Here is a 26,538-nt window from a genome sequence, read left to right on the forward strand (position 1 = left end):
CGGTTGCACAACCTCCTGCATCACCTCGGTCTCGCTCATCGTGTACATCTGTCCATTAAAAATTTAGATGGACACGATCCTCGCCTTCACACCTTACGCAATCAAGATGCCTTCACCGGGTGCTTACAATCCGGCGACTTCCGACGCGGTCGTCCAAAATCCGTGTCCTTCTGGCTCAGCCGGTCAGCACCTCCTCCAAACACGCTAAGCCCGCTTACGCGCCGGCGCTCGATCGGATCCCCCTGCGATAAAGCGGTCGAGTCTTTCGCTGGCCTCCGTAATCGCCCAAAGCGGAGCGCGATGCAGCTGCCGATCGTAGCTCGTTGCGATCGATGCAAAGAGCGCGAATCCCGCTTCGTCCAGTTTCCATTCGTTGCGTTCCCGACCTGCGTCGAACACCATCGCCGAGGCGCGGTCCGCGGCGTGGAGCTCTTCGTGGCTCATCGAGCCAAAGCCAGCATCAGCGAGGTAGCTGGTCAACAGCATGATCTGCGTGACCGTCTGCGCATCGCTCTTCGTACCGAGGCCGCGGCGCAGTGCGTCGAGCGACAGATGAACTCGCAACGCGAGATCGTCGGCGATCTGGCGCGCGATGGGCAACAGCATGGCTTTGGCATGCCGCGCGCGGGCGGCGCCAGTGTTGCGGAAAGGAATTGGTTGTGCCATGGAGATCCGAGGGGGTTGCCTGAGCACATGCAATAACGGCGCGCTTCGCAAAAGGTTGAGCCTTCATTGCGTTTTAGCCGCTTCCTTCGACGAAAACGTTTGCTGGCGGCCACTTGCGCGCAGATTGCCGGCACGTCGCGGCGTCCGTCGTCGAGCGAATTGGCACCTACATCGCCCGCGATGCGCCGTTCACTCCCCACGAATCCAGCGGCTTTGCTTCCTATGCTTGCCCACGGAAAGGCGTCGCGCCGCATTGCCACCTCGCGCGCGTCCGGCCATCTACCTCGGCGAAACCTCTCTATCATGACGATTGGAACAACCTCGGCCAGCAAGCCGGAACGGAGCAAGTCCCGCCGGCAAGCGCCATCCAGCTGTCTTCGACCCGAGATTGCATCGATGCAGACTCATTCATCCAACGTTGTCTCGACGCCCGCCGATTTGCGGATCGACGGCGCGCGGCTGTGGGACTGTCTCATGCAGCTCGTGCGGATCGGCGCGACCGACAAACGCGCTGTCTGCCGTCCAGCACTGACCGAACTCGACCGTGAGGCACGCGATCAGTTCATCGCGTGGATGAAGGAGATCGGCCGCACGGTGCCGGTCGACGCGATCGGCAATATTTTCGCGCGGAGGACGGGGCTGCGTGACGATCTGCCGCCCATAATGACGGGCAGCCATCTCGACACGCAGCCGACCGGCGGCAAATTCGACGGCAATTATGGTGTGCTGGCAGGGCTGGAGGTGCTGCGCCCGCTGGCCGAGGCCAACGTGCAGACCATCGCGCCGCTCGAGGTTGCCATGTGGACCAACGAGGAGGGCTCGCGACTCTTGCCGGTGATGATGGGCTCCGGCGTGTTCGCCGGCGCATTCACGCTCGAGCACGCGCTAGCGCAACGCGATCGCGACGGCGTAGCGGTGCGCCACGCGCTAGCGGCGATCGGCTATGCCGGCGAGCATCGCAAGTCGCACGCTGTCGGCGCATATTTCGAGGTGCATATCGGACAGGGGTCCGTGCTCGAAGCGCACGACAAGGTCATCGGCGTCGTGCAGGGCGCGCTCGGGCAGCGCTGGTACGACCTGATCGTGCACGGCATGGAAGCGCACGCGGGGCCGATGGCGCTGCGCCGCGACGCGCTGCTCGTCGCCGCGGATCCGATCCATGCGGTGAACCGTATCGCACTCGATCACGCGCCGCATGGCCGTAGCACGGTCGGCTGGCTCGACGTGCATTTAAACTCGCGCAACGTCATTGCGGGCCGCGTGAAATTCAGCGTCGACCTGCGCGCAGCCGATGACGCATCGCTCACTGCGATGGACCTCGCATGGCGTGCAGCGTGCGCGCAGGCGGGCAGCGATGGGGGCAACGCCGCCACCAACGCCGCCGCCACCCGCGCGAGCAGCAGCTTGGACGCCCCCATCACTATCGACATCGAGCAGGTCGTCTTCTTCCCGCCGCAGCGATTCGCCGCGCAATGGATCGCCGAGGTCAGGCAGAGCGCGGAGCGGCTCGGTGTGTCGTCGATGGACGTGATCAGCGGCGCGGGCCACGACGCCGCCTATCTCGCGCGCGGCGCACCCAGCGCGATGATCTTCGTTCCCTGCAAGGACGGAATTAGCCACAACGAAATCGAGGACGCGCGCGCCGATCATCTGGAAGCCGGCTGCAATATGCTGCTGCGGGTGATGCCGAGCGCGGCGTCGAGAACGGGGAGCATGCGCGCATGAAGGTCCTGATCGCACGAATGAACCACGAGACCAACACGTTCTCGCCAGTAGAGACCCCGCTGGCCGCATTCGGCCGCAACGGTCCGAGCTACGGCCGCGCCGCGTTCGACGAAAACAAGGGCATGCAAACCGCGATGGCCGCGTTCATCGACGCCGCCGAGCGCGTGCATGCCGAAATCGTGACGCCGATCTCCGCCATGGCGAATCCGAGCGGGCCGGTCGACGCCGCCGCCTACGATACGATCTGCGACGCGATCGTGGCAGCCGCGACGGGCTGCGACGCGGTGATGCTCGATCTGCACGGCGCGATGGTCGCCGAGAACTCGACCGACGGTGAAGGCGATCTGCTCGGGCGCGTGCGTGCGTCGCTGCCGCACGCGCCGATCGCGGTCGCGCTCGATCTGCATGGCAACGTCACGCAAAAAATGATCGACAACGCCGACGTCATCGTCAGCTTCAAGACCTATCCGCACGTCGACATGTACGAGACTGGCGCACATGCAGCGCGCTTGCTGTTCGACATGATCGAGGGCCACGCGAAGCCGGTGATCGCGTGGCGTCAGCCGCCGCTGCTCACGCACACGCTGCGCAGCGCGAGCGTTGACGGCGCGATGAAACGCGCGCTCGATGCCGCGCGCGCCGCCGAGGCCGACGGCATGCTCGCGGTGTCGGTGCTGGCCGGCTTCTCGCTCGCCGATATCGAAGCGCCATGCATTAGCGTCGTCGTCGTGGGCAATGGCGAGCGCGCGGATGCGGAGGCGGTCGCCGAGCGCATCGCGCGGCAGATCTGGGACGAGCGCGACGATTTCGTCTATCGCAGCGCGCCGCTTGCCGAATCGGTCGCGCGGGCGGCGTCGCTGGCACGCGCCGCCGATAAACCGGTGCTAATGCTCGATCACGGCGACAACTGCATGTCGGGCGGCACGTGCGACACGATGGATTTGCTCGAGGAAGCGTTGAGGCAGGGCCTCGAAGGCATCGTCAGCGGGCCGTTGTGCGATCCGCAGGCGGTCGCGGCCCTGGCGGCCTCGGGTGTCGGTAGCACGGTCACGCTCGCGATCGGCAACAAGCTCACAAACGATGCATTGCCCTCGCGTTCGCCGCTTGCCCTGACCGGCGTCGTGCGCGCGCTGACCGACGGCGAATACGTGATCAGCGGCCCGACCTACACCGGCCAGCGCGCGTACATGGGGCGCGCGGCAGTGCTCGACACCGGCACGGTGAAACTCGTCGTGACCGAACGAACGCATGAGCCGTGGGATCTCGGCGTGTTCGAGAGCGTCGGCATCGATCCGCGCCGCGCGCGTTTTCTGCTGCTCAAATCACGCATGTATTGCCGGCCGGTTTTCGTGCCGATCGCGGAGGCACTCGTCGAATGCGATAGCCGCGGCGTCACGAGTTCGGACTATGGTCTGTTCAGCTTCGAGCACGTGAAGCGGCCGGTTTATCCATTGGACCCTCACACCGAATGGACCGCGACGAACTGATCAACATGCATGCGTTTCGATAAGTCGCGGCAAGGGCTTGTGCAGTGCGCATCGAGTCTCTATAATTCGCGCCTCTAAAGGCTCGTAGCTCAGTTGGTTAGAGCACCACCTTGACATGGTGGGGGTCGTTGGTTCGAATCCAATCGAGCCTACCAACGCATCTGTGACGTAGACGAAAGCGGTCCGCTTTCGTCTACGGTCCTGTCAAATCGATCCAGTCGTTCCCTCAGTTTCGCCGTTCGGCATCACGTCCCCTTCGTTGTTGTTGTCCGCTCGTGGCCCGAGGCTCGTGCACGTTCACGCGCGCGCTCTCGCCGTTGCGTCGTCGTTCGACAATGCGCGGTACAGTTAGACCTTCCGCCTTCGCCGCCGACTCGACTGCCGTTCCCATCGCATCTTCGATCATGCGATGCCGGCAGCATCCAACGGAGCTGACGCAATGAAGAAGCTCATCAACGATGTGTCCACCGTGGTCCCCGAGATGCTCGACGGGCTCATCGCGCTCAATCCCCAACTCTCGCTATTGCAAGGCGGCACGATCGTCTTGCGCGCCGATGCCCAGGCCGTGGCCGCGCGCGGCGAGGTCGCGCTGATCTCGGGCGGCGGCTCGGGCCACGAGCCCGCGCACGGCGGCTATGTGGGCCACGGCATGCTGAGCGCGGCGGTAGCCGGCGAGGTCTTCACCTCGCCCTCCACCGACGCCGTGCTCGACGCGATACGCGCGGTGGCCGGCCCCGCGGGCGCGTTGCTGATCGTCAAGAACTACACGGGCGACCGCTTCAACTTCGGCCTCGCGGCCGAAATCGCGCGCGCCGAGGGCATCCTAGTTGAGATGATGATCGTCGCCGACGACGTCGCGCTGAGCGCGAGCGGCGATCACGCGGGCCGTCGCGGACTCGCGGGCACAGTGTTGGTTCACAAGATCGCGGGCGCGGCGGCCGCGCGCGGTTTGCCGTTGGCCGAGGTCGCGCGGCTCGCTCGGGAAGCGGCCGCGTCGCTCGGCACGATGGGCGTCGCGCTGACGCCGTGCACGGTGCCGGCTGCGGGCAAGCCGGGCTTCGCGCTGGGCGATGGCGAAATCGAATGGGGCCTCGGCATTCATGGCGAACCCGGCGTGGCGCGCGGCGCGCTGGAGCCGGCCGACGCGATCGTCGGCAAGCTGCTTGCAAAGATCGTCGACGATCTCGCGTTGCAGGCGGGCGAGCGCGTCGCGCTGCTCGTCAACAATCTGGGTGGCACGCCGCCGAGCGAACTCAACGTGGTGGCTGGTGCCGCGCTGCGCGAGCTTGCCGGGCGCGGCATCGAAGTCGCGCGCGCGTGGGCCGGCACGTTCCTGAGCGCGCTCGAAATGGCCGGCGTCTCGCTGACGCTGCTGCGTATCGATGACGAACGGCTGAGCCTGCTCGACGCCGCCTCACAGACGAGCGCATGGCCTGCGCTGAGCGGCCGCGTCGCGCAGGTCGCGGTGCGTGCGGCGCCACCCGCGCCGCAAAGCGCGAGCGGCGCGACGCTCGCGCGTGACGCGACGCTGCGGCGCGCGATCGAAGCGGTCTGCGAGTGCCTGCTGGCAGCCGAGCTGACATTGACCGAAATGGACCAGCGCGTCGGCGACGGCGACCTCGGCATCAGCCTCGCGCGCGGCGCACGCGCGGTGCAGCTCGAGCTCGATTCCTACGCGTGCGCAACCACCCCGGGCGCGGTATTGCGCGGCATGTCGGCGACGCTGCGGCGCGTGGTGGGCGGCACGTCGGGTCCGCTGTACGCGGTGATGCTGCTGCGCGCGGCGGCCGCGCTCGAACAGTCGGGCGGGACCACCGCACGGCAATGGGCGACGGCGTTCAGCGCCGGTGTCGATGGGTTGATGGAACTGGGGGGCGCGAGGCCGGGCGATCGGACGATGGTCGATGCGCTGAGGCCCGCTGCCGACGCGCTGCACGACGCACTCGCTCAGGGAGCGTCGACGGATGCCGCATTGCAGGCCACCGTCGCTGCGGCAAGCGACGGCACGTCTCGTACCGCATCGATGCATCCACGGCGCGGGCGTTCGAGCTATGTCGGCGAGCGCGCGCTCGGTCATATGGACCCGGGCGCGCATGCGGTCGCGTTGTGGCTCGCGGCGATTCGCGACGCGCTTCCCCGTTAGGCGCAGGCGGACGCGAACGATACGGCGAACGCAAGGGACGAGCGCACTTTCGCAGCAGGGAAAAACTACGCCGCCGTCACGGCCGCAGCAGATCGAATCCCGCGAACGCCACGACGCCGCTCAGTGCGATCATTGCCACCGAGTGCTGTCCAAGGTACAGCAGCCCGGCAGCGGACCAACACGTGACAGCGAATGCGGCAATACGTTTCATGCTTCCTTCTTCTACGACTCGAACTCAAAAACCAACTCAGAAGCCCAGCGTAACGGCCAGCAATCCACTGACGACACCGCCCACCACCACTGCACAGGCCACCACCGTCAGCACGCGCCGCGGAAACGACCGCGCGAGCATCGCGAGCGACGGCACGCTGACGAGCGGCAGCGTCATCAGCAGCGCGCCGGCGGGGCCGGCGGCCATGCCGAACGACAGCATCGCCTGAATGATCGGCACTTCACCCGCGGTCGGAATCACGAACAGCGTGCCGGCGATCGACAGCGCGATGATCCACAACAGGCTGTTGTCGACGTCCGGGCCGATGTGCGGAAACAGCCACGCGCGCGCCGCGCCGAGAATCAGCACGAGCGCGATGTATTCGGGCACGAGCCGCAGCGTCATGCGCCCCAGAATCGTGATCCAGCGCGAGAACGCGGTGCCTGGATTGTCGGCGCTGACCAATTGCGCGACGGCCTCTCGCGACGCTTGCGCTTCCTGCGGCGTGACCATGCGGTTCACGACGTAGCCAAGGCCGAACACCATCACGATGCCGAGCGCGAGGCGCAGGCCCATCCACTGCCAGCCGAGCACGAAGCCCATGAAGATCAGCGTAGCGGGATTCAGCGCGGTATTACCGAGCCAAAAAGCAATCGCCGCGCCCGGCGCCGCTTCACGCGCGCGCAGGCCCGCGACGACCGGCGCCGCGCAGCAGGTGCACATCATGCCCGGCAACGACATCAGGCCGCCTTTGACGACGCTGTTGAAGTCGGCACGGCCGAGCGCGCGCGCGACCCATTGCGGCGGAATCAGCGCCTGTACCGCGGAGCCGAGCAGCAGGCCGAGCACCATCGCCTGCCAGATTGCCTTGCCGTAAGCGAGCGCGAAGTCGATCGCGGCCTGCCATGAGGCCGCCGGCGCGCTCGCGGACGTGCCCATCAGGATCGACTTGCCGATCGAATGCTGGCTCGCGGCGACGAACGCGCGGTTGTAGTACGGAAACCACTTCACATAGAAGAGGCCGACGACGGCGATCAGCAGGAACACGATCCAGCCAAGCGTGACGCGGGGTTGCCGAAGGGTTGATTGCATGATGGTTGTTGAATGTCGTTGTGGATCAACCGACGACTAGCGTGCGGGTATCGAGCTGCGCGAGCAGCGTTTTCGCCTGCTCGACGATGTCGGCGTCGTTCGGGCGGAAATCGAGTTGCAGCGCGTTGGGCAACTGCTCGAAATGCTGGCCGCTGCTGCGCGCGTATGCGGGATCGTAGTGCCGTTCGATCAGTTCGCGCGCGAGCTCGGCGCGCCGGTTCTCGTCGACGAGCCGCAGCCAGCCCGTGACCCGCTCGCGGCTGTGCAGACCGATCAACCGTTCCAGCTGTCCCTTGAAGTAATCGGGATGCTCGAACAGATGCGCGTAATCCTGCAACAGAAACGCCGCGCGGTCCTCGCCGCTCGAGCGCACCTCGACGCACGCGCCGCGATGAAACGTTTCGAGCAGCGCGAGCGGCAGCGTGACGGAGCCAATACGCCGGCTTTCCGCCTCGACGAACACCGGCCGGTTCACGTCGAAGTCGCGCAGCGCGGTGACGAGCAACGTGTCGAAACGCTTTTGCGACGGCTGCGCCACGCCCGTATACGCGCCGAGCAGCGAGCCGCGATGCGAGGCGAGCGCCTCGAGGTCGAGCGTCTGCGCGCCGGCCTCATGCAGCGCCGACAGCAGCCGCGTCTTGCCACTGCCGGTCGGGCCCACGAGCGCGATATAGCTGAAACGGCGCGGCAGGGTTTCGAGCCTCTCCAGCGTGGCGCGCCGGTAGCTCTTGTAGCCGCCGTCGAGTTGCCGCGCCGACCAGCCGATCATGTTGAACAGCGTCGTGACCGAGCCCGAACGCTTGCCGCCGCGCCAGCAGTAGATCAGCGGGCGCCAGTTGCGCGGCCGGTCGGCGAACGTGGTTTCCAGATGATGCGCGATGTTGCGCGCGACTAACGCCGCGCCGAGCCGCGTGCCCTCGAACGGCGACACCTGCTTGTAGGTCGTGCCGACCAGCACGCGTTCCTCGTTGCTCAGCACTGGCGCGTTGGTCGCGCCCGGAATATGGTCTTCCTCGAACTCGAGCGGAGTGCGAACGTCGACGATTTCATCGAAATCGCCGGCTTTGTCGAGGCTGACTAGAAAACTTTTCAAGGGAGTAGGGACAAAACGGACCGCGGGAAGACCGAAATTATCGCATGGGCGGCTCGTTCGGGCCGGTTATATGCGTCCTTCCCGGGGTTCTCCAGTGACGTCCTTCGGCCGCCTACCTCAGATGACTTCGACCCGCGCTTTCCCGCTCACCAGCTCGCCGATCACCCGTGCGTCGGCAAAGCCATCGGCGCGGAACAGCGCGAGCACTTCGTCTACCGCTTCGGGCGAGCACGACACCAGCAGCCCGCCCGACGTCTGCGGATCGGTCAACAACGCGCGGCCGGCGGACGGCAAGGTGGCGGGCAGCACCACGTCGTGGCCGTAGGCATCCCAGTTGCGGCCCGATGCGCCGGTGAAAATGCCTGCTTGCGCGAGGCTCGCGACGTTCGGCAGCCACGGCAGGTCCGCGTAGCGCACGCGCGCGGTCAGCTTCGAGCCGCGTGCGAGTTCCAGCGTGTGGCCGAGCAGGCCGAAGCCGGTGATGTCGGTCAGCGCATGCACGCCGTCGAGCCGCGCCAGCTCGGCGCCCGGCCGGTTCAGCTTGGTGGTCGCGCCGATCATTGCCGCGTAGCCGGCCGCGTCGAGCCGGTCCTTCTTCAATGCCGCGGACAGAATCCCGACGCCGAGCGGCTTGCCGAGGATCAGCACGTCGCCGGCCTGGCCGCCCGCGTTGCGCTTGACGCGCTTCGGATCGACGATGCCCAGCGCGACGAGGCCGTAAATCGGCTCGACGGAATCGATCGAATGGCCGCCCGCGACCGGGATGCCTGCTTCCGCGCAGACCGATTCGCCGCCTTTCAGCACGGCCGCGATCACGTCGTGCGGCAGCACGTTGATCGGCATGCCGACGATCGCGAGTGCCATGATCGGCTTGCCGCCCATCGCGTAGACGTCGGAGATCGCGTTGGTCGCGGCGATGCGGCCGAAGTCGAATGGATCGTCGACGATCGGCATGAAGAAATCGGTGGTCGCGACGATCGCCTGGTCTTCGTTGAGCTTGTAGACGGCGGCGTCGTCGGCGGTGTCGTTGCCGACCAGCAGGTCGGGGAAGAATGGCAGCGGCGTGCTGCGCTTGAGCAGATCGGCGAGCAGGCCGGGCGCGATCTTGCAGCCGCAGCCGCCGCCGTGCGACAGGCTCGTCAGGCGGGGCGACTGGCTTGCTTGGACTTGGGTCATGGGGGCGAGAGTTGGGGTTCGTCGAATGACCGCATTATGAGGGTTGTTTTCGCACTGTGCAGCGTCGGCACGGGCGCAAACCGGCTCTATGCCGAACCCGTTTCGAACTCCGTTTTGCCGAGCGATAAACGGCTGCGTAAAAAATACTAATGCCGAAGGAAATGCAAGCGGCATGTACGCGCGATGAAACGAATTCTTTACGCTACAACGCAATTCCGCGGCGCCTGGGTAGTTAATAGGAGCGCAATAGTCCGCCGATGAGGTCAGTGGGAGTCACTATTCGCGGATGCAGCATGAACGGTGCCCAGCAGCGGGAATAAATCGTGCCAGCAGGGTGCCGCCCTTTCAAGTGACTTTCGCATGTCCCATCTACCGGGGTGGCGAATGCACTACGATGCAGGTCGCGAAACGGCATCTATAATCAATTTTGTCCCCAAAGAGCCGAGGCCATGCAATGACGCAAATGACTCGGCGACAATTCCTGAAGGTCTCTGCCACGACACTTGCCGGATCGAGCCTGGCCCTGATGGGCTTCTCGCCGACACCCGCGCTGGCCGAAGTCCGTCAGTACAAATTGTCGCGTGCGACTGAAACCCGCAACACCTGCCCGTACTGTTCGGTGGGCTGCGGCATCCTGATGTACGGTCTTGGCGACGAGGCCAAGAATGTGAAGACGAGCATCTTCCACATCGAGGGCGACCCCGACCATCCGGTCAATCGCGGCACGCTGTGCCCGAAGGGCGCGAGCCTGATCGACTTCATCCATAGCTCGAGCCGTCTGCGCTATCCCGAGTACCGCGCGGCCGGGGCGAACGAGTGGACGCGCATCTCGTGGGAAGACGCGCTAGACCGCATCGCGAAGCTGATGAAGGAAGACCGCGACGCGAACTTCGTCGAGACGAACGCGGACGGCAAGAAGGTCAACCGCTGGCTGACTACCGGCATGCTCGCGGCATCGGCCGGCAGCAACGAGGTGGGTTATCTGACGCACAAGACTGTTCGCAGTCTTGGCATGCTCGGATTCGACAATCAGGCGCGTGTCTGACATGCCCCGACGGTGGCAGGTCTTGCCCCGACGTTTGGCCGTGGAGCGATGACGAACCATTGGGTCGACATCAGAAACGCGGACGTGATTCTCGTGATGGGCGGCAATGCGGCCGAGGCACACCCATGCGGTTTCAAATGGGTCACCGAAGCCAAGGCGCACCGCAAGGCGCGTCTGATCGTGGTCGACCCGCGCTTTACGCGCACGGCGTCGGTCGCGGACTACTTCGTGCAGATCCGCACCGGTACGGACATTGCGTTTCTCGGCGGGGTGATCAACTACCTGCTGACGAACGACAAGATCCAGCACGAGTACGTGAAGAACTACACGGACGTGCCGTTCATCGTGCGCGAGGATTTCGCGTTCAAGGACGGCCTGTTTTCCGGCTACCACGCCGACACGCGCAGCTACGACAAGGCCTCGTGGGACTACGAGCGCGGCGATGACGGCTTCGCCAAGGTCGATCCGACGCTGCAGGACCCGCGCTGCGTCTATCAGCTGATGAAGCAGCACTACTCGCGCTACACGCCCGAGCAGGTCGAGAGAATCTGCGGCGTGCCGAAGGAGAAGTTCCAGCACGTGTGCGAGATGCTCGCGTCGACGTCGGTGCCGAACCGCGCGGCCACGATCATGTACGCGCTCGGCTGGACGCATCACTCGGTCGGCTCGCAGATCATCCGCACCGGCGCGATGGTGCAGCTGCTGCTCGGCAACATCGGCATCGCGGGCGGCGGCATGAACGCGCTGCGCGGCCATTCGAACATCCAGGGCCTGACGGATCTCGGCCTGATGTCGAACCTGCTGCCGGGCTACATGACGCTGCCCATGGAAGCGGAGCAGGACTTCGACGCCTACATCGCGACGCGCGCCAAACAGCCGCTGCGGCCGAACCAGCTGAGCTACTGGCGCAACTATCGCGCGTTCCACGTGAGCCTCATGAAATCGTGGTGGGGCGACAAGGCGACCGCCGACAACAACTTCGCTTTCGACTATCTGCCGAAGCTCGATAAGTCCTACGACCTGCTGCAGGTCTTCGAGCTGATGAATCAGGGCAAAATGACCGGCTACATCGCGCAGGGCTTCAACCCGCTTGCCGCCGCGCCGTTCAAGGCGAAGAACGGCGCGGCGCTGGCCAAGCTGAAGTGGCTCGTGATCATGGATCCGCTCGCGACCGAAACGTCGGAGTTCTGGAAGAACCACGGCCCGTTCAACGACGTCGACAGCGGCTCGATCCAGACAGAGGTGTTCCGTCTGCCGACCACCTGCTTCGCCGAGGAACGCGGCTCGCTCGTTAGTTCGAGCCGGGTGCTGCAGTGGCATTGGCAGGGCGCGGACGGTCCCGGCGAAGCGAAGAGCGACCTCGATATCATGGCGGGGCTGTGGCTGCGTATTCGCGACGCTTATCGCAAGGACGGCGGCAAGTATCCCGATCCGATCCTGAACATGAGCTGGCCGTATGCGAACCCGGAAAGCCCGACGCCCGAAGAACTCGCGATGGAGTACAACGGCAAGGCGCTCGCGGACGTTACCGATCCGAAGGACACGACCAAGGTACTCGCGAAGAAGGGCGAGCAGCTCGCGAGTTTCGCGCTGCTGCGCGACGATGGCTCGACCTCGAGCGGCTGCTGGATCTTCTGCGGCGCGTGGACCCAGGCGGGCAACCAGATGGGCCGCCGCGACAACTCGGACCCGACCGGCATCGGCAACACGCTGAACTGGGCCTGGGCATGGCCGGTGAACCGGCGGGTTCTGTACAACCGCGCGTCGTGCGATCTCAGCGGCAAGCCGTTCGATCCGACGCGCAAGCTGATCGCGTGGAACGGCAGCACGTGGTCGGGCGCCGACATTCCGGACTTCAAGGTCGACGAGCCGCCCGAAAGCGGCATGAATCCGTTCATCATGAATCCGGAAGGCGTGGCTTGCTTCTTCGCGCGCGAAGCTATGGTGGAAGGGCCATTCCCCGAGCACTACGAGCCGTTCGAAACGCCGCTCGGCTACAACCCGCTGCATCCGGACAACAAGTTGGTCGTCAGCAATCCTGCGGCGCGCGTGTTCCCGGACGACAAGGCCACGTTCGGCACGCACGAGAACTTCCCGCATACGGCGACCACCTATCGTCTGACCGAGCATTTCCACTACTGGACCAAACACGCGCGTCTGAACGCGATCATCCAGCCCGAGCAGTTCGTCGAGATTGGCGAAGACCTCGCGAAGGAGATCGGCGTGGTAGCCGGCGACCGGGTCAAGGTGAGCTCGAACCGCGGGCACCTGGTTGCCGTCGCGGTCGTGACGAAGCGGATCAAACCGCTGATGATCGAAGGCAAGAAGGTGCAGACCGTCGGGCTGCCGCTCCATTGGGGCTTCAAAGGGCTCGCGAGGCCGGGCTATCTCATCAATACGCTGACGCCCCCGGTGGGCGACGGGAATTCGCAGACACCGGAATTCAAGTCGTTCCTCGTCAAGGTCGAAAAGGCATAAGGAAAAGAGATGGCACTGCAATCACTGGACATCAGACGCGTTTCGGCCACCACCACGCAGCCGCCGGTGATTCGCGAGCCGGCCACGGGCACGGTCGCGAAGCTCATCGACGTGTCGAAGTGCATCGGCTGCAAGGCGTGTCAGACGGCTTGCATGGAGTGGAACGATCTGCGCGACGAGATCGGCGTGAACGTGGGCGTCTACGACAACCCGCCCGATCTCACCGAGCATTCGTGGACCGTCATGCGGTTTGCCGAGTACGAGAATTCCGCCGGCGATATCGAATGGCTGATCCGCAAGGACGGCTGCATGCACTGCGAGGACCCGGGCTGCCTGAAGGCCTGTCCGGCGCCGGGCGCGATCGTGCAGTACACGAACGGCATCGTGGATTTCCACCAGGAGAACTGCATCGGCTGCGGCTTCTGCATCGCCGGCTGCCCGTTCGACATACCGCGTATGTCGAAGCAGGATCGCCGCGTATACAAGTGCACGCTGTGTTCGGATCGTGTGGCGGTCGGCCAGGAGCCGGCCTGCGTGAAGACCTGCCCGACCGGCGCGATCATGTTCGGCACCAAGGAGGACATGAAGCAGCAGGCCGAGGACCGCATCGTCGATCTGAAGGAGCGCGGTTTTCAGAACGCTGGCCTGTATAACCCGGCCAAGGTCGGCGGCACGCATGTGATGTACGTGTTGCACCACGCCGACCGGCCGTCGCTGTATCACGGCCTGCCGGACGATCCGCGCATCAGTCCGCTGGTCTCCTTGTGGAAGGGCATCGCCAAGCCGATCGGGCTCGCCATTATGGGGATCGCCGCGCTCGCGGGCTTCTTCCACTACACGCGCGTCGGCCCGAACGAGGTGTCCGAGGCCGACGAAGCCGCAGCCGTCAAGGAAGCCGAAGAAGCACGCCGTTCGCGGGAGGGTACGCAATGAACCACTCTGAGCACACCGATTTCACGGACCTGAAGGGCAACCGACTGATCGTGCGCTATACGCCGAACGAGCGCACGAATCATTGGATCACCGCGATCTGTTTCATCCTGCTTGCGCTGTCCGGTCTCGCGTTGTTCCATCCGTCGATGGCGTTTCTGTACGTGGTACTCGGCGGCGGGCAGTGGACGCGGATTCTGCACCCGTTCATCGGCTGCGTGATGTTCATCTCGTTCCTGATTCTTGCGTTGCGCTTCTGGCATCACAACTATCTGGACCAGGCGGATATCCAGTGGATGAAGCAGATCGGCGACGTGCTGAACAATCGCGAGGAACGCCTGCCCGCAATCGGCAGGTACAACGCCGGGCAGAAGCTGCTGTTCTTCGTGATGGTGATCTGTATGCTGCTGCTGTTGCTGAGCGGCATCGTGATCTGGCGGCGCTACTTTTCGTTCTATTTCCCGATTGGTGTGATCCGGCTCTCGGCGCTCGTGCATGCCGTGACGGCATTCCTGCTGATCGTCGGCATCATCGTGCATATCTATGCGGCGCTGTGGGTCAAGGGCTCCATAGGTGCGATGACGCGCGGCACCGTTACCTATGGCTGGGCGCGCAAGCATCATCCAAACTGGTTCAGGGAAATCATCGGCAAGTAAAGTATGCTCAATCGGCGCTGCCCCAGCGCATGTTTCAATGCGCCGCACGCAGCGCCCCTCGCACCGGGCCGCCGCGCCTCGTCGATGACGGGCGGCGGCCCTTCAGTTTTCAGAGGTCGATATCTTGACTCAACGCATTCTCGAAGCCGCCGACATCGAGTCGCTCGATCCCTCGGCAATACCCCGCATCCGCATGCCCGAGCGGCTCGCGGTGTTCGCGCCGCGCGCCGCGCGCCTGCGTCAGCTCGCCTCGCGCGGCAATCCGATCGCCGGCTACCTGCGGCTGATGGCGGCGCTCGCCGATGCGCAGCAGGCGGTGCTCGCGCACTTCAAGGCCCAGCCACCGAGCCCCGAGCTGATCGCGAGCGCGCAGCAGTATTCGATGCCGCTGATTCCGGCGCTGTCCGGCGCGCGCGATCCGGCGTGGCGCGACGTGCTGCTACAACTGCTCGACAGGATCGAAGCGGCGGGTCCCCCGTTGACGCCGCCGCTCGTGGCGTTGTTCGCGCGCCTGCGCTCGCTCGACGTCGCCGCGCTCGAAGCGCAGGCCGACGCGATCTTCGCGCAGCGCTTCGCCGACGTCGATCCGGCGAGCGCGCCGTTCATCATGGCCGCGCTGCAGGTCGTATGGACCGACCTCGCCGCCGACATCGACAAGCGCGCCGTACCGTACCTCGACACACCGGGCCTGTGCCCGGTGTGCGGCTCGCATCCGGTGGCGAGCACGCTGCGCATCGGCGGCGCGTACGACAACTATCGCTATCTGCAATGCGGATTGTGCGCGACCGAATGGCATATGGTCCGTAGCAAATGCTCGAACTGCGATTCGACGAAGGGCATCGCGTACCAGGTAGCCGGCTCGCCCGACGCCGACGCAGCCGTGCGCGAAGCCGAATCGAAAAACGCCGCGCTGAAGGCGGAGTCGTGCGACGAATGCCATACTTACCGCAAGATCGGCATTCAGGCGAAGGACTACGAGTTCGATCCATTCGCGGACGACCTCGCGAGCCTCACGCTCGATCTGCTGATGGGCGCGGAAGGTTACCGGCGCGCGTCGCCGCATCCATGGCTGTGGCCGGAGCAGACGGCCGACGCGGCCGAAACGGAGGGCGACGAGTCGGCCTGACGGCGACCCGACCGGAGCCAAGTTCAAAACGACATAAGGATTGCTCGTGAGCGATGTGAGCAGCTCGGCATTGCGCGCGCTGATGGCGCGCGTGCCGTCGGTGGACAAGGTGTTGGCGTCGGAAGAGTTCGTGCCGCTCATCGGCGCATACGGCCGCACCCAGGTACTCAACGCGCTGCGCGACGCGCTCGATGCGTGGCGCATCAGCGCGCAATCGGGCGATGCGGCGGCCAACCCGGCGGTGAGCGCGCTCGATACCGCGCAGCTGCATGCGACGGTCGCCGCGGCGCTGCTCGCGCGTAACGCGTCGCGGCTGCGCAGCGTGTTCAATCTGACCGGCACCGTGTTGCACACGAACCTCGGCCGCGCGCTGCTGCCCGATGAGTCGGTGCGCGCCGTGATGAGCGCGCTCACGCAACCGGCCAACCTCGAGTTCGATCTCGCCACCGGCACGCGCGGCGACCGCGACGATCTGATCGACGATCTGATCTGCGAGCTGACCGGCGCCGAAGCGGCGACCATCGTCAACAACAACGCCGCTGCGGTGCTGCTCACGCTCTCCGCGCTCGCGGCGAAGAAGGAAGTGGTGGTGTCGCGCGGCGAACTCGTCGAAATCGGCGGCGCGTTTCGCATTCCCGACATCATGAGCCGCGCGGGCGCGAAGCTGCGCGAAGTCGGCACGACGAACCGCACCCATCTGAAGGACTATGAACAGGCGATCAACGCGCGTACCGCGCTGCTGATGAAAGTCCACGCGAGCAACTATGCGATCAGCGGCTTCACGAAGGAAGTCGGCATCGAAGAGATCGCGCCGCTCGCGCACGCGCGCGGGCTTGCGGTCGCCGTCGATCTCGGCAGCGGCACGCTCGTCGATCTCGCCGAATGGGGCTTGCCGCGCGAGCCGACGGTGCGCGAGACCGTCGCGGCCGGCGCCGATCTGGTCACGTTCAGCGGCGACAAGCTGCTCGGCGGCCCGCAGGCCGGGTTGATCGTCGGGCGGCGCGATCTGATCGCGAAGATCAAGAAGCATCCGCTGAAGCGCGCACTGCGGGTCGGCAAGCTGACACTCGCGGCGTTGGAGCCTGTGCTCCAGCTGTATCGCGCGCCGGAGAAGTTGACGGAGCGGCTGACCACGCTACGGCTCCTCACGCGGCCCGCCGAAGATATTCACGGCGCCGCGCAGCGCGTGTTACCGGCGTTACAGCAGGCGATCGACGCGCGCTACAGCGTGGCCGCGGAGCCGATGTTCAGCCAGATCGGCAGCGGCGCCTTGCCCGTCGACGTGCTGCCGAGCTATGGCCTCGTCATCAGGATGAGCGACGGCAAGCGCGGCGGCCGTCATCTGCTCGCGCTCGAAAAGCAGTTGCGCGAGATGGCGCGGCCGGTGCTCGGCCGGATCGCGGACGACGCGTTGCGGCTCGATCTGCGCTGCCTCGAAGCCGCCGACGAAGCGCAATTGATCGCACAGCTGATCGCGCAACCGAAAAGCAGCTGAAGGACGGGCACGCATGATCGTCGGTACTGCTGGGCATATCGACCACGGCAAAACGAGCCTCGTGAAGGCACTCACCGGCGTCGACACGGACCGGCTCAAGGAAGAAAAAGCGCGCGGCATTTCGATCGAGCTCGGCTACGCGTACGTACCGCTCGACAACGGCGACGTGCTCGGTCTGATCGACGTGCCGGGCCACGAAAAGCTCGTGCATACGATGACCGCGGGCGCGAGCGGCATCGACTTCGCGCTGCTCGTAATCGCCGCCGATGACGGCGTGATGCCGCAAACGCGCGAACATCTGGCAATCGTCGAACTGCTCGGCATCCGGCGCGGCGCAATCGCGTTGACGAAAGTGGATCGCGTCGACGACGAGCGCCTGCGCGAAGTGCGCGATGAAGTGAGTGTGTTCGTCGCTGGCAGCGTGCTGCGCGACGCGCCGGTATTCGATACTTGCGCGACGCGCGCGGGCGATGCGGGCGTCGCCGCGCTGAACGCGCATCTGCGCGAGCAGGCCGCCGCATGGCGCATGAAGCGCGACGACGGCCTGTTCCGCCTCGCCGTCGATCGCGTGTTCACGCTCGCGGGGCAGGGCACGATCGTCACCGGGACCGTGGTGGCGGGCAGCGTGAGCGTCGGCGACACGATGCTGCTCGCGCCGAAAAACGAATCGGTGCGCGTGCGCAGCATCCACGCGCAGAATCGCCCCGCCGAAACCGGTCGCGCCGGCCAGCGTTGCGCGCTGAATCTGGCGGGCATCGAGAAAAGTGCGATCGAGCGCGGCGACTGGATCGTCGATCCGCGACTGTCGCAAGCGAGCGAGCGCATCGACGTCGCGTTGACGCTGCTCGCCGACGCGCCGCACGCGCTTGAACATTGGGAGCCGCTGCACGTGCATCTCGGCACGCAGCATCAGGTTGCGCATGTCGCGCTGCTCGAAGGCGACACGCTCGCGCCCGGTCAGCGCGCGCGCGTGCAACTCGTGTTCGAGCTGCCGCTGTGCACGGTGCCGGGCGATCGCTTCGTCGTGCGTAACGCTCAGGCCAATCGCACGGTGGGCGGCGGGCACGTGCTCGATGCGTTCGCTCCGGCGCGCAAGCGGCGCTCGCCGGAGCGCTTCGGCTGGCTGGACGCGATGCAGACGCTGCTCGACACCGGCTCACTCGACGCGCTGTTCGCGCGCGCGCCGCACGGTTTGTCGCGGGCGTTGCTGGAACGCCTCACGGGGATGCCGGCGGCGGCGCTCGCGTTGCCCGCCGCGACACGCACGATCGAACTGCCGGGCCATGACGCGCTGCTGGTCGCGGACGCGACATGGCACACGCTCGAGGGGCGCCTGACGAGTGCGCTCGCGCAATATCACGAGCGCTCGCCCGACGAACTCGGCCCGGACGTGTCGCGCTTGCGGCGCATCGCGGCGCCACTGGTCGACGACGCCCTGTGGCGCGCGCTGGTCGACGATGCGGCGGCGCGTGGCGAGCTCGTCAGACTCGGACCGTGGCTGCATTTGCCCGGCCACGCCGTGACGCTCGACGCCGCCGATCAGGCGCTTGCCGCGACGCTACTGCCCGAGATCGAGGCGGGGCGTTTCGATCCGCCGTGGGTGCGCGAGCTCGCGAACGCGCACGGTGTGCCGGAGGAGCGCGTGCGTCAGTTGCTGCGCAAGCTCGCGCGTCAGGGCGAGCTGTTCCAGGTCGTGCATGACCTGTTCTATCACCAGCAGGTGATTCGCGAACTTGCGTCGATCGCGGCGGCGGAGGCGCACAAGAACGGCGGCACCGTGGCGGCCGCGCCGTTTCGCGACGCGACCGGGCTCGGCCGAAAACGCGCGATCCAGCTTTTGGAGTTCTTCGACCGGGTTGGGTATACTCGCTTCCACCGTGGCCTGCACCTCGTGCGCACGGATAGCCGCTGGCTCGATCTGCCTTGATCTGGCTGGCGGTCTGTTTCTATCGGGCACGCGTCATTCAATCACCGTAGGAAGGCATTCGTATCCGGTGGTGCGGCTGGGCTTCAAACCCAGTTGAGGGCGTCAGACGCTCTCGGGTCGGTTCGACTCCGGCTGCCTTCCGCCCCATAGGCCTTCCCGGGCATTCCGATATCTTCCGAAAACGTCCTCTAGGCCGCTGATTTTAAAGCGGTTTATGGGTAACGGCGTGCTTGCTGATTCCGGTAAGGTCCCACACAATTTACACACGAAGTATGGGTAGGAAGATGGGTAAGTGGGTAGGAGGGAATCATGTCAGGACGACAGTTGCACCGGCTCAGCGCACTGCGGATCGCGAAGGAGGTGGCCCCGGGCCATTACGCCGACGGCGGTGGTCTCTACATGCAGATCGCTTCCTGTTTGCGTCCATTGACAATGGTGTCCGCGCCGGCCGTTGCGATCCCAGTAGCGATCGCGATGCCGATACCCCCGGGTGAACGCGCTCACAATGGCGGTCTTGCCCGATAGATCGATGATCACTGGCTTGCTCCTTGTAGAAACTTCATGTGCTTATGTCCGCGAGGCAGATTCATCCGTTGCTGCAGGCGGCGCCGTGCGGGCTCTCTAAACGTCGGTCAGCCGGCGCAGGCTATCGCCACCCAGCGGCATGTCGCGCAAGCGCTTTCCGGTCGCGTCGAACAACGCGTTGCCGAGCGCGCCGGCGGTCGGCCCCATCGACGCTTCTGCGGCGCCGAGAAAGGGCGCACCCGGCCGATTGATCAGATGCACGTTCAAACTGCGCGGCACGGCGGAATACCGCAGGATCGGGTAGCTGCTCCAGTCGAAGCTGCGGATTCGAGATGTGTCGAACCGCAATTCTTCATAGAGTGTCCAACTTGCGGATTGAATCACGCCGCCTTCGATCTGGTTGCGGATGCCGTCGGGGGTGACGATCTGCCCCGCGTCAACCGCGACTTCGGCGTGTTCGAGAATCACCTGGCCCGTCTCGGGCACCACGGATATCTCCACGGCCATCGCCACATACGACATCAGGTTCTTGTACTTGCCGAACGCAAAGCCGACGCCGTGATTGGCCTTGCGCGGCGCGCGCGGCCAGCCGAATTTCTCGGCCGCGAGCCGGATCACGTCTCGGGCGCGCGGATCCTGCATATGCTTGAGCCGGAACGCGACGGGGTCGGCGCCGGCTGCGGCGGCCAACTCGTCCATGAACGTCTCGATCGTGAAGACGTTCATGTGCGCGCCGAGCGAGCGCATCGCCGACGTTTGCAACGGCATGGTCGGCGAGAAGTTGTTCATCACATGCATGTTGGGGAACGCGTACAGCGGAATCGCGTTGCGGTCGCCGCCGCCTTCGGGCTGCATCATCGGCACCGACGGCGCCGGCACGAACGGTTTCTCCAGCATTTGCGCGGGAAGGAGCCGGCCCGCGTTGACGATCCGCTCGTTGTGCGAACTGCTCCACAGCGCGTAGTCCCAGTTGACGATGCTGCCGCTCGCGTCGAGCGACGCGCTCACTTCGGTGACCATCGCGGGTGTGAAGTGATCCCAGGTATGTTCCTGTTCGCGCATCCATTGCACACGAACCGGTTGGCCCGCCATCTCGCGGGCGATCAAGGCGGCGTGCGATGCTACGTCGTCCGCGCCGTTGTGCCCATAGCAGCCCGATCCTTCGACATGAACGCAGCGCACATTCTCTTTCGGCAGCGACAGCATTTCGGCGAGCGCATCGCGCAGCGGATAGACGCCTTGCGAGTGCGTCCAGACCGTCATGGTGCCGTCCTTGAACTGCGCGACTGAGCAGGACGGGCCGATCGAACCGTGCGTCATATAGCGCTTGGTGTACTTCGCGCTCAGCGTTTTGGCGGGTGTGCCGGCCGCATTGTGCGTATTCGCGATCTCGATGTGTTGCGTGGAAATCGTCTTCAGATCGCGGTGTACTGCAGCCGGGTCGGGCAATGTGCGTCCGGCGCTCCACTGACTTCCCGCGGCCAGCGCGCGCTGCGCCTGCACCGCTTGCCATTCGCCTTTGGCGACCACCGCCAGCATGCTGCCGTCCCTGATCACCTTGACGACGCCCGGCATCTTCAGAATGTCGGGCGTATTGGTCTTCAGCAGCTTCGCAGCATAGACCGGCGGGAGCACCACTCGCGCATGCAGCATGCCCGGCATCGACATGTCCTGCACATATCTCGGGCCGCCCGTCACCTTGCCCGGGATGTCCAGGCGCGGCAATGACGTTCCGATCGTCACGAATCTGGCTGGGTCTTTCAACGGCGACACCGGCGTCGCCATGCGATGGAGATCCACCGCGCCGACCGCCTGACCGTAAGTCATCGTGCGGCCGTCGGGCGCCTTGATGATGGCGTCCTGAACGGTCAGCACGCTGCTCTCGACACCGAAGTGTTTGGCCGCCGCATCGACGAGCAGGCCGCGGACCTGGGCAGACGCGTTCAGCAAGGCGCTGCCGCTGTCGACGATGGTGTGGCTGCCTGCCGTGAGTCCCTCGTCCGGCGAGGCGCCCGTATCGGCGGTCAAAAACGTGATCAGCGAGGGCGCCATGTCCAGCTCCTCGGCTGCGATCTGCAGCAGCGCGGTGCGTACCCCGGTGCCTAATTCCACCTTGCCGGTGTAGACAGTCACCTTGCCCGCGGGATCGATCTTGATCCATGCATCGAGGAACGGATTGGTCTTCAGACTGCCCGCGAGCGTTTCGGTCGCTTTCGCCACGTGTACCGCAGCGCCTTCGTCCGCGATCACCTCCTGCGCCATGGCCTTGATACCGGGGAACAGACTGAAGCTCACCACGAGCGCGCCGGACATCATGAAGCGGCGGCGTCCCTCGTTAATATCGTCTTCGTTGACGCTCATTGCGTGCCTCCGTGGGTCACCGCGCCTTGAGGCGGGGTGGGCGTAGCGTCGGATGCGGGCAGGTGCGCGACTTCGCGGATCGCAGCGAGGATGCGCATGTGGGTGCCGCAACGGCAAAGATTCGGCTCCATGTGTTCGCGCAGTTCATTCTCGGTCGGCCGCGGGTTGCGCTCGAGCAGGGCCTGGGCGCGCATGATCATGCCGGCGATGCAATAGCCGCACTGCACGGCCTGATGTTCGATGAAGGACTTCTGCAGCGGGCCGGGATGTTCGACCGTGCCGAGACTTTCGATCGTGCGCACGGGGCGGCTGCCGATCGACGACACGGGAATCAGGCAGGAAAATGCAGCCTTGTCGCCCACGATCACCGTGCACGCGCCGCATTGTCCAAGACCGCAGCCGAACTTCGCGCCGTGCAGGTGCAGGTCATTGCGCAGTGCGTAGAGCAGTGGCGTCGACGGATCGATATCCAGCGCGTGCTGCACGCCATTGACGGTAAGATTGATCATCGCGCGTTGTTCTCCTTTCTGACCTTGACGACCATGTCCTCGACGTCCTGCCACTCGCCGCGCTGCGAATAGGTCGCGCGGATATAGGACACCAGGTCGGCGATCTGCTGATCACTGTAGATTTCGCTGAAGGACGGCATGTAGTTCATGCTGTCCTCGCCGTGCCAGCCGTTGCCGCTGAGAATCATCTGAGCCGCGTTGCGCGGCGTCGCTGCATTGATGGCGGTGCTGAACGCGAGCGTGGGGCGCTCGCCAATCGATTGCATCGGTGCAGCGGGACCGTGGCACTGGGCGCACGATGCCGCGAACAGCAGTGCGCCGCGCTGGGCCTCCGGTGACTTCTCGCCTTGCGCTGCTGCGTTGGACGACACACCGGCGACGGCCGGCTGCGGCTTCTGAATCGACAGGATGTAGGTGGCGATGGCCTGCACATCCTCTTCAGGCACGGTAGCGAGGTCGCGCGTGACGGGCAGCATCGGGCCGGCCGCCGCGCCGTGTTCGCTGGCGCGGCCGCTGCGCAGATAGGTCACGAGCTGTTCCTGGGTCCACGGCTTCGGCGCCGCGCCGAGCGCATTGAGCGCGGGCGCTTCCCAGCCGTCGACGATACCGCCGTCGAATGCGTGTGCCGACTTTTCGCCGCCGATCATATTGAGCGGCGAATGACACGACGCGCAGTGCCCGAGGCCATCCACCAGCAGCTTGCCGCGGTTCCACTCGGCGTCTTTCGACGCGCCTGCCACCTGCTCGCCGGGATGCAGGAACAACACGTTCCAGAAGGCCAGTAGAGGCCGGAAGTTCAGCGGAAAGATTAGATCGTTCGCGGGCGTGGTCGCGTTGACCGGCTCGCGCGTCATCAGGTATGCGTAGGCCGCGGCAATGTCACGATCGGACATACGCGTAAAGTGAATGTACGGAAACGCGGGGTACAACAGGTGCCCGTCGCGGGCCACGCCGTAACGCACAGCTCGCGTGAATGCTTCGAGCGACCAGCTGCCGATGCCCGTTTCGACATCGGGCGTGATGTTGGTCGCGTAAATGGTGCCGAACGGCGTGGCAAGCGGCAGGCCGCCGGCGAACGGTTTGCCGCCCTTCGCGGTGTGACAGACAATGCAGTCGCCGAGCGCCACCACGCGCGCGCCCGCGAGCTTCGTCTGCGTGTCGAACGACGCAGGCGCCGGAGGATTGACCGGGGCAATGGCGGGCTTCCACATCAACAGCAGCGCGCCGGTTAGCGCGGCCACGACGATCACGCCGCCCATCGCCAACAGTCCAGACTTGTGCGTCATCACGTACCTGTCACTGAAGTCATGAATCGAAGAATCCGCACGCACAGGCTGTGCGCGCGGCCGGGAGATGCGTCATGCCTGCACGGCGCGTGCTTATACGGCTTGTGCGTTCTGGCCGGCGCTGCCGTCGAACGGGTAGTCGATATAGCCGGCGTCGTCGCCGCCGTACCAGCCGGCCGCCTTGGGCGTCGCGAGCGCCGCGTGAGTCGCAATGCGCTCGACGAGGTCGGGATTGGCGATATAGGCGCGCGCGAACGCGACCAGGTCCGCCTGGCCGTCGCGGATCAGTTGGTCGGCCTGGTCGATGGCAATGCCGCCGTTGACCATCAGCGTGCCGGAGAACGCCTTGCGTATACGCTCGATGATGCGCGGCAGGTCCGGTGCGCCGCTCCAGGCGTTCGTGTCCGCCGCGTGAACGTAGGCGACGCCGAACTCGTCGAGCATCTTGCCGACGTAGTCGTAGGGGCCGTCCGGATCCGCATCGCGCACATTGTTGTACTGCGCATACGGCGAAACGCGTACGCCGACCCGGTCGAGCGAAACCACCGAGCCGATCTCCGTGAGTATGTCGCGCAGGAAGTTGGCGCGGTTCGCTAGCGAGCCACCGTACCGGTCGTCGCGCGTATTGGTGGTCGGTGACAGGAATTGATGCGGCAAGTAGCCGTTCGCCGCGTGGACTTCGACGCCGTCGAAGCCGGCGGCAATCGCATTGGCCGCGCCTTGTCTGAACGCGCCGATAGCAAGCTTCACCTCGCCGAGCGACATGGCGCGCGACGGCGTGGCGTGGATTCTGGTGTACTGGCCGTTCTGCAATTGCGCCCACACCTGCAACTGGTCGAGATCGTCATTCACGCCGGAGGGCGAGAGCGGTGCCTCGCCGCCAAGCAGTGCGAACGAACCGACGCGCCCGCCATGCCACAACTGCATGAAGATGCGGCCGCCGGCTGCATGCACCTGGCTCGTGATGTGACGCCAGCCCTCGATCTGCTCGGCCGTGATGATGCCCGGCGTGAGCTCGAAGGACGCCGAGGCAGGACTCACATTGGTCGCCTCGGTAATGATCAGCCCCGCCGACGCGCGCTGCGCATAGTATTGCGCCATCATTTCCGTCGGACGGCCGCGCAACGGTGCGCGCGAGCGGGTCATGGGCGCCATCACGACGGGGTTCGGCAAGTGCAGTCCAGGCAGATCGTAGCCGTTGAGCAAAGGGGAAAGAGACGACATGGTGATTCCTTTTTAAACGATTGAACGTCGTTCAGGCGCGTGACGATGCTGGCTAGCGTATCGTGACCGTCACGGGAATTCCTGAAACCAGGCTGAAATCTTGTTAATCCGGAGGGCATACCGCCCGGTTTGCCCCAAATGCCGTCATGCAATGCGTGCGGCGTGCGGACGGCCGATCGCGAGATAGTGGATCAGTGCAATGATCGGAAAGGCCGTCGCGACGCTCGCGACCAACGTCCAGCCACCGTGTTCGTAGAGCGGGCTGGCGAGCGCCGAGCCGAACGCACCGCCGACGAAGATGCTGGTCATATACAACGCGTTCAGGCGGTTTCTGCTTGCCGCATGCAGCGCGTAGATTTCACGCTGACCCAGCACCATATTCATCTGCACGGCGAAATCGAGAACGATGCCGGTTGCGACGAGCCCGATCACGCCCCAGGCCGGATGGATCAACGCCGGCGTGTAAGCGAGTGCGCCCACCACCAGCGCAATCAGCGTCGCGCGCACCGTATGCCCCGCGTCGGCCAGACGTCCCGCCACCGGCGCGGAGGTTGCGCCGATCGCCCCGACCAGCGCGAAGATGCCGATGGCGGTTTGCGAGAGCCCGAACTGCCGGGTCAACTCGATGGGGATCGCGGTCCAGAACAGGCTGAACGAAGCGAACATCAGCGCTTGATACAGCGAGCGGTGGCGCAGCACCGGCATCGTGCGGACCAGATGGCCGAGCGAGCCGATCAGTTCGAAGTAAGTGGCCTGGTGATCAGGCTGGCGGCGCGGAATGGTCAGCGTGAGCACGCTGGTGACGATGGCCATCAGCACAGCCGCGGCACCGAACACCACGCGCCAGCCGAAGTGGCCGGCCACCACGCTGGAGATCGGGCGCGACAGCAGAATGCCGAGCAGCAGGCCGCTCATGATGGTGCCGACCACCTTGCCGCGCGACTCGTCGGGTGCGAGATGCGCGGCGAGCGGGATCAGAATCTGCACGGCGACCGAACTGAAGCCGATCAGCAAGGAAATCACGAGGAACCAGCCCGGCTGATGCACGACCGTCGCCGCGCCGAGACTTGCAATCGAGACCAGCGCGGTGATGATCATCAGCTTGCGGTTTTCCAGCAGGTCGCCCAACGGCACGAGGAAGAACAGGCCGAACGCATAGCCGATTTGCGTCAGCGAAACGATCAGGCTGGCTGTGCCGCCGGACATGTGAATGTCCGGCGCGATCAATTCGGTGATCGGCTGCGCGTAGTACAGGTTTGCGACGATCGCGCCGCAGCAGAATGCGAACAGCGCGATCAGCCCGCGTGTCAGCTTGACATGGCCGGCGCCGCCCGCCGTGATGGATGGTTGGGTTGACATTGCAACTCCCTAAAAGAAAAACGG

20 protein-coding genes and 2 tRNA genes are annotated in these 26,538 nt (G+C 65.2%); 11 read left to right on the forward strand and 11 right to left on the reverse strand.

The window, feature by feature from the left end; all coding sequences use genetic code 11:
• Nucleotides 1–204: 204 nt before the first annotated feature.
• Nucleotides 205–666, reverse strand: coding sequence for a hypothetical protein (locus tag F6X40_RS36640; RefSeq protein ID WP_184039035.1), 462 nt, complete (start codon nt 664–666; stop codon nt 205–207).
• A 396-nt stretch (nt 667–1,062) separates the two neighbouring features.
• Between F6X40_RS36640 and F6X40_RS36645 the strand changes: the two genes are divergently transcribed.
• The 4 genes from F6X40_RS36645 (at nt 1,063) to dhaK (ending at nt 6,021) form a co-directional block, all read left to right on the forward strand.
• Nucleotides 1,063–2,391: a Zn-dependent hydrolase gene (locus tag F6X40_RS36645; RefSeq protein WP_187631246.1), complete on the forward strand. Its 1,329-nt coding sequence runs from the start codon at nt 1,063–1,065 to the stop codon at nt 2,389–2,391.
• Nucleotides 2,388–3,878, forward strand: a complete 1,491-nt coding sequence (locus tag F6X40_RS36650; RefSeq protein WP_187619136.1) for a M81 family metallopeptidase — start codon at nt 2,388–2,390, stop codon at nt 3,876–3,878. The genes F6X40_RS36645 and F6X40_RS36650 overlap by 4 nt, the downstream gene beginning before the upstream one ends.
• 78 nt (nt 3,879–3,956) lie before the next feature.
• A tRNA-Val gene (locus F6X40_RS36655) sits at nt 3,957–4,033 on the forward strand.
• 284 nt (nt 4,034–4,317) lie between these two features.
• Nucleotides 4,318–6,021 (forward strand): dihydroxyacetone kinase subunit DhaK, encoded by a 1,704-nt coding sequence (gene dhaK / locus F6X40_RS36660; RefSeq protein WP_187631247.1) that lies wholly within the window; start codon nt 4,318–4,320, stop codon nt 6,019–6,021.
• A gap of 76 nt (nt 6,022–6,097) precedes the next feature.
• Here dhaK and F6X40_RS42915 read toward each other — a convergent pair whose 3' ends face one another.
• The 4 genes from F6X40_RS42915 to selD all read right to left on the reverse strand — a co-directional run bounded on the left by F6X40_RS42915 (nt 6,098) and on the right by selD (nt 9,593).
• Nucleotides 6,098–6,232 carry a hypothetical protein gene (locus tag F6X40_RS42915; protein WP_262421685.1) on the reverse strand — a complete coding sequence of 45 codons (135 nt, stop codon included), beginning with the start codon at nt 6,230–6,232 and terminating at the stop codon, nt 6,098–6,100.
• Nucleotides 6,233–6,268: 36 nt separating this feature from the next.
• The gene (locus F6X40_RS36665) at nt 6,269–7,324 is read right to left on the reverse strand and encodes a permease (RefSeq protein ID WP_187631248.1); all 1,056 of its coding nucleotides are present in this window, start codon (nt 7,322–7,324) and stop codon (nt 6,269–6,271) included.
• A gap of 25 nt (nt 7,325–7,349) precedes the next feature.
• A complete protein-coding gene (mnmH, locus tag F6X40_RS36670) occupies nt 7,350–8,417 on the reverse strand; it encodes a tRNA 2-selenouridine(34) synthase MnmH (RefSeq protein ID WP_187631249.1) in 1,068 nt (355 codons plus the stop codon).
• A 117-nt stretch (nt 8,418–8,534) separates the two neighbouring features.
• Nucleotides 8,535–9,593, reverse strand: a complete 1,059-nt coding sequence (gene selD, locus F6X40_RS36675; protein WP_187631250.1) for a selenide, water dikinase SelD — start codon at nt 9,591–9,593, stop codon at nt 8,535–8,537.
• Between the two features lie 454 nt (nt 9,594–10,047).
• Here selD and fdnG point away from each other — a divergent pair, with 454 nt between their 5' ends.
• The 7 genes from fdnG to F6X40_RS36710 all read left to right on the forward strand — a co-directional run bounded on the left by fdnG (nt 10,048) and on the right by F6X40_RS36710 (nt 19,392).
• Nucleotides 10,048–13,116 (forward strand): formate dehydrogenase-N subunit alpha, encoded by a 3,069-nt coding sequence (gene fdnG, locus F6X40_RS36680; RefSeq protein WP_187631251.1) that lies wholly within the window; start codon nt 10,048–10,050, stop codon nt 13,114–13,116.
• A gap of 9 nt (nt 13,117–13,125) precedes the next feature.
• Nucleotides 13,126–14,049 (forward strand): formate dehydrogenase subunit beta, encoded by a 924-nt coding sequence (gene fdxH, locus F6X40_RS36685; protein ID WP_184073737.1) that lies wholly within the window; start codon nt 13,126–13,128, stop codon nt 14,047–14,049.
• Complete coding sequence (locus F6X40_RS36690) at nt 14,046–14,702, forward strand: formate dehydrogenase subunit gamma (protein ID WP_184038987.1); 657 nt, start codon at nt 14,046–14,048, stop codon at nt 14,700–14,702. The genes fdxH and F6X40_RS36690 overlap by 4 nt, the downstream gene beginning before the upstream one ends.
• 124 nt (nt 14,703–14,826) lie before the next feature.
• Complete coding sequence (gene fdhE, locus F6X40_RS36695) at nt 14,827–15,828, forward strand: formate dehydrogenase accessory protein FdhE (protein ID WP_187631252.1); 1,002 nt, start codon at nt 14,827–14,829, stop codon at nt 15,826–15,828.
• Between the two features lie 46 nt (nt 15,829–15,874).
• The gene (selA, locus tag F6X40_RS36700; RefSeq protein WP_184073735.1) at nt 15,875–17,323 is read left to right on the forward strand and encodes an L-seryl-tRNA(Sec) selenium transferase; all 1,449 of its coding nucleotides are present in this window, start codon (nt 15,875–15,877) and stop codon (nt 17,321–17,323) included.
• A gap of 13 nt (nt 17,324–17,336) precedes the next feature.
• A complete protein-coding gene (selB, locus tag F6X40_RS36705) occupies nt 17,337–19,250 on the forward strand; it encodes a selenocysteine-specific translation elongation factor (protein ID WP_187631253.1) in 1,914 nt (637 codons plus the stop codon).
• 49 nt (nt 19,251–19,299) lie between these two features.
• Nucleotides 19,300–19,392, forward strand: a tRNA-Sec gene (locus F6X40_RS36710).
• 170 nt (nt 19,393–19,562) lie between these two features.
• Here the strand turns inward: F6X40_RS36710 and F6X40_RS43705 are convergent.
• From F6X40_RS43705 to F6X40_RS36740, 6 genes are all read right to left on the reverse strand, one after another.
• Nucleotides 19,563–19,787: a hypothetical protein gene (locus tag F6X40_RS43705; RefSeq protein WP_410452616.1), complete on the reverse strand. Its 225-nt coding sequence runs from the start codon at nt 19,785–19,787 to the stop codon at nt 19,563–19,565.
• Between the two features lie 84 nt (nt 19,788–19,871).
• The gene (locus F6X40_RS36720) at nt 19,872–22,136 is read right to left on the reverse strand and encodes a xanthine dehydrogenase family protein molybdopterin-binding subunit (protein ID WP_187631254.1); all 2,265 of its coding nucleotides are present in this window, start codon (nt 22,134–22,136) and stop codon (nt 19,872–19,874) included.
• The gene (locus F6X40_RS36725; RefSeq protein WP_187631255.1) at nt 22,133–22,645 is read right to left on the reverse strand and encodes a (2Fe-2S)-binding protein; all 513 of its coding nucleotides are present in this window, start codon (nt 22,643–22,645) and stop codon (nt 22,133–22,135) included. The genes F6X40_RS36720 and F6X40_RS36725 overlap by 4 nt, the downstream gene beginning before the upstream one ends.
• Complete coding sequence (locus tag F6X40_RS36730) at nt 22,642–23,931, reverse strand: c-type cytochrome (RefSeq protein ID WP_187631256.1); 1,290 nt, start codon at nt 23,929–23,931, stop codon at nt 22,642–22,644. Before F6X40_RS36730 ends, F6X40_RS36725 begins: the two co-directional genes overlap by 4 nt.
• 93 nt (nt 23,932–24,024) lie before the next feature.
• Nucleotides 24,025–25,155: an alkene reductase gene (locus tag F6X40_RS36735; RefSeq protein WP_187631257.1), complete on the reverse strand. Its 1,131-nt coding sequence runs from the start codon at nt 25,153–25,155 to the stop codon at nt 24,025–24,027.
• A gap of 144 nt (nt 25,156–25,299) precedes the next feature.
• Nucleotides 25,300–26,514, reverse strand: a complete 1,215-nt coding sequence (locus tag F6X40_RS36740) for an MFS transporter (protein WP_184073719.1) — start codon at nt 26,512–26,514, stop codon at nt 25,300–25,302.
• Nucleotides 26,515–26,538: the final 24 nt, after the last annotated feature.

Source organism: Paraburkholderia sp. UCT31, from assembly GCF_014397655.1.
GTDB classification, from domain to species: Bacteria; Pseudomonadota; Gammaproteobacteria; order Burkholderiales; family Burkholderiaceae; genus Paraburkholderia; species Paraburkholderia tuberum.

Coding starts and splice junctions, on each gene's coding strand:
- F6X40_RS36735 (WP_187631257.1), bottom strand. CDS start 25,155: ATGTCGTCTCTTTCCCCTTTGCTCAACGGCTACGATCTGCCTGGACTG.
- F6X40_RS36650 (WP_187619136.1), top strand. CDS start 2,388: ATGAAGGTCCTGATCGCACGAATGAACCACGAGACCAACACGTTCTCG.
- dhaK (WP_187631247.1), top strand. CDS start 4,318: ATGAAGAAGCTCATCAACGATGTGTCCACCGTGGTCCCCGAGATGCTC.
- F6X40_RS36725 (WP_187631255.1), bottom strand. CDS start 22,645: ATGATCAATCTTACCGTCAATGGCGTGCAGCACGCGCTGGATATCGAT.
- F6X40_RS36690 (WP_184038987.1), top strand. CDS start 14,046: ATGAACCACTCTGAGCACACCGATTTCACGGACCTGAAGGGCAACCGA.
- selD (WP_187631250.1), bottom strand. CDS start 9,593: ATGACCCAAGTCCAAGCAAGCCAGTCGCCCCGCCTGACGAGCCTGTCG.
- F6X40_RS36730 (WP_187631256.1), bottom strand. CDS start 23,931: ATGACGCACAAGTCTGGACTGTTGGCGATGGGCGGCGTGATCGTCGTG.
- fdxH (WP_184073737.1), top strand. CDS start 13,126: ATGGCACTGCAATCACTGGACATCAGACGCGTTTCGGCCACCACCACG.
- F6X40_RS42915 (WP_262421685.1), bottom strand. CDS start 6,232: ATGAAACGTATTGCCGCATTCGCTGTCACGTGTTGGTCCGCTGCCGGG.
- selB (WP_187631253.1), top strand. CDS start 17,337: ATGATCGTCGGTACTGCTGGGCATATCGACCACGGCAAAACGAGCCTC.
- F6X40_RS36720 (WP_187631254.1), bottom strand. CDS start 22,136: ATGAGCGTCAACGAAGACGATATTAACGAGGGACGCCGCCGCTTCATG.
- F6X40_RS36640 (WP_184039035.1), bottom strand. CDS start 666: ATGGCACAACCAATTCCTTTCCGCAACACTGGCGCCGCCCGCGCGCGG.
- F6X40_RS36665 (WP_187631248.1), bottom strand. CDS start 7,324: ATGCAATCAACCCTTCGGCAACCCCGCGTCACGCTTGGCTGGATCGTG.
- F6X40_RS36740 (WP_184073719.1), bottom strand. CDS start 26,514: ATGTCAACCCAACCATCCATCACGGCGGGCGGCGCCGGCCATGTCAAG.
- F6X40_RS36645 (WP_187631246.1), top strand. CDS start 1,063: ATGCAGACTCATTCATCCAACGTTGTCTCGACGCCCGCCGATTTGCGG.